Genomic DNA, 2,307 nt, shown 5'->3' with positions numbered 1-2,307 from the left:
GACTACCACCGGGGGTGGGCGGGGAGCTGACCTCGCGGCTTCGCGGAGAAATTCCGGGGAAGAAGGACCGGGTGACGTTGGGTGACAGTGTGCAGCGCCGAACCGGCCTACAACACGGGGACATCAACAACCGGAAGAGGGAGCACGTATGCGCAAGACGCAAAAGACGACGGCAGCCGAGACAGACAATGAAGGCTGGAAGCGCGGCATCGACAACGCCGACGACAAGTGGAACAGCCACGACTGCGAGATCCGCTCGGCCGTCCATGAATACGACATGCACCTCTCTCGAACCAAGGGCTACGTCCCGTTGGACTGGCGCCTGGTGAAGGCCATGCTGTGGGTCGAAACGGGGGCCAAACGGCCGCAGTGGAAGACCCGCCCGATGCAGATCGGCAATACAGGAGATCTGGGCCTCCAGGCGCTGCTGGGTGGCAAGGACGGCGGTGACCTGATCCTCCCGCCCTCTTACCGCAGAAGCCTCTCCGTCGACGGCGTGCGCCGCGCGCCTGCCGACAACATCCGCGCGGGCATCGGCTACCTGCTGCTGCGCATGGCCAATTTCTCCTTTCAGAGCGTGCCCGATGCAGACACCCGCACCCATCAGGTCGTCGTGAAAGCTGGCGATACCCTGAACAGCATCGCCAGAGCGAAAGGCAGCACGCCAGAGGTGATGAAGCGGCTCAATCCGTCCGCACACATGCTTCGGCCCGGCGAGGTGCTGCACTACCAGAGGGCCTCGGTTCAGAGGGTCATCACAGGCTGGAAGCCCATCACGGTATCGGGAGCGGCAACTTACTACAACGTGGATGGCGATGCGACGTATGCAGACAAGCTCGGCTATGCCTTGGCGGCCGTTCGCAGAGGCTCCGAGGCAACCGCATGCAAGTAGGCCGAAACATCGGGCGGCGTCTCCTGGCACTCGCCTGCTCAGCAGTTATGGCTGGTCCCGCGCACGCCCACACATTCACCGGGAAGTTCACCGGCACGGGCCGGGCATGCAACGGTGTACTCCATGTGCGCAGCCAGACCATCGAATGGCGATCGAGTTTCAGCCGCTGCGCACGCAGCAGCTATGAGGTGCTGGACATGAGCCGCCCCGGCGAACCCGGGCGGATGGCTTTTCGCTTCAAGGCACGCGACGCCAAGTGCCTGTACGAAGTGGTCGCGCTCGAACAGGTGGACGGCACCGACTGGACGGCGGACGGCTATCCCTCGCTGGAGGCCTACCGAAAGAAGGACGTACCCGGCTGGCAGGACTCACCCCTGCCCGCCCGGCTCGTTCTGGAGTGCCCAATGACACAACAGCTGCGATGAGCAGCTGCGAAGCAGGTCAGTGCAGGCTCGTAGGCCGCCCCGAAGCCACCCACGCATCCAGCCCACCGGTCAGCGGCAGCGCCCGCCGCGCCCCGCGCGCCAGCAGCACGCGCGCGGCCTGCGCGGCCGAGACTTCGTTGGGGCAGTTGCAGTACAGCACCACGTCGCGGTCGGGGTCGATGGTGAGGTCCAGGTTGCGCTGCTGCAGCGCCTTGAGGGTGTACGACAGCGCGCCCGGGATGCGGCGCGGGTCGACCTGCACGCCGGCTTCGCCGCGCACGTCGATCACCAGCGGCGGCACGTCGCCGCTCATGAGGTCGAACAGTTCGTCGACGCTGATGCGCGGCATGCCGGTGAGCCGCGCGAAGGCGCGGCGGCGCCAGTAGCGCACGGCGAGCATCACGAGCAGCACCACGCCCAGCGCGGCGGTGGCGATGCCGCCGGCCTGCGCTAGCACGGCGAGCACCTGCTGGATCTGGTCGCGAAAGAGCCAGCCCAGGCCGAGGAACAGGCCCGTCCAGACCAGCGCGGCCACGATGTCGAAGCCGACAAAACGCCGCACCGACATGCCCAGCGCGCCGGCCATGGGCGGCGCCACCACGGAGACGCCGGGCACGAACTTGGCGGCCACGAGCGACATGCCGCCCCAGTCGGAAATGAGCGATTCGCCGCGCCGCACGCAGGAGTCCTGCGACAGCGAGATGCGGCACAGCAGCCGCATGAAGCGGTAGCCGAAGCGGCGCCCGGCATAGAACCACGCGCCGTCGCCCAGCAGGTTGGCGGCCACGGCGGCCAGCACCACGCCGACCACCGACACGTCGCCCGCCGCCAGCAGCGCGCCGGTAACGACCAGCACGGCCGCGGCCGGCACGGGCAGGCCCAGGCGCGCGGCAAAGCTGGCGGCAAACACCACCAGGATCGCGTTCTGCACCAGCAGCGACATCAGCTGCGCCATGCGGGCCGCCGTTCGGTCGTTGCCGGGGGCCGCGG

3 protein-coding genes are annotated in these 2,307 nt (G+C 67.8%); 2 read left to right on the top strand and 1 reads right to left on the bottom strand.

Annotated features, from left to right (window positions below; genetic code table 11):
* Positions 1-148: 148 nt before the first annotated feature.
* Positions 149-892: a LysM peptidoglycan-binding domain-containing protein gene (locus AC07XP_RS32235; RefSeq protein ID WP_495266954.1), complete on the top strand. Its 744-nt coding sequence runs from the start codon at positions 149-151 to the stop codon at positions 890-892.
* 125 nt (positions 893-1,017) lie between these two features.
* Positions 1,018-1,317 carry a hypothetical protein gene (locus tag AC07XP_RS32230; protein WP_235926743.1) on the top strand — a complete coding sequence of 100 codons (300 nt, stop codon included), beginning with the start codon at positions 1,018-1,020 and terminating at the stop codon, positions 1,315-1,317.
* A gap of 16 nt (positions 1,318-1,333) precedes the next feature.
* On the opposite strand, the gene AC07XP_RS32225 is transcribed toward AC07XP_RS32230, so the two are convergent.
* Positions 1,334-2,307: VTT domain-containing protein (locus AC07XP_RS32225; RefSeq protein ID WP_495266953.1), on the bottom strand; the 974-nt coding region annotated here is incomplete at its 5' end.

Source organism: Variovorax sp. GW531-E2 (genome assembly GCF_059423125.1).
This window is presented reverse-complemented; position numbering and strand designations above follow the sequence as displayed.